Below are 307 nucleotides of genomic sequence, written 5' to 3' on the forward strand. Positions count from 1 at the left end.
TGCGGAATGGAGAATGTGATACAGCCATTGTGGCGGGGGCTAATCTCATGCTTACGCCTGCCGGCTACCTGGCGATGGAGAAAGCAGGAATGCTGTCTCCGGGCGGGAAGTGCCACGCTTTTGATAAGCGCGCCGACGGGATGGTGCCTGCGGAAGCCGTGGCGGTAGTGGTGTTAAAACGGCTCTCGCAAGCCGAAGCGGACCGGAATCCGGTGCATGCAACGATTGTGGGAAGCGGAATCAACTATGATGGGAAGACCAACGGCATTACGGCTCCGAGCGGCAGCTCCCAGACCAAGCTCTTGAA

At 58.6% G+C, this 307-nt stretch carries 1 protein-coding gene; it reads left to right on the plus strand.

The features are described from left to right. Positions 1-307: beta-ketoacyl synthase N-terminal-like domain-containing protein (locus tag A372_RS32635; RefSeq protein ID WP_036702612.1), on the plus strand; the 307-nt coding region annotated here is incomplete at both ends.

Source organism: Paenibacillus sp. OSY-SE (genome assembly GCF_000283315.1).
GTDB lineage: Bacteria > Bacillota > Bacilli > Paenibacillales > Paenibacillaceae > Paenibacillus_B > Paenibacillus_B profundus.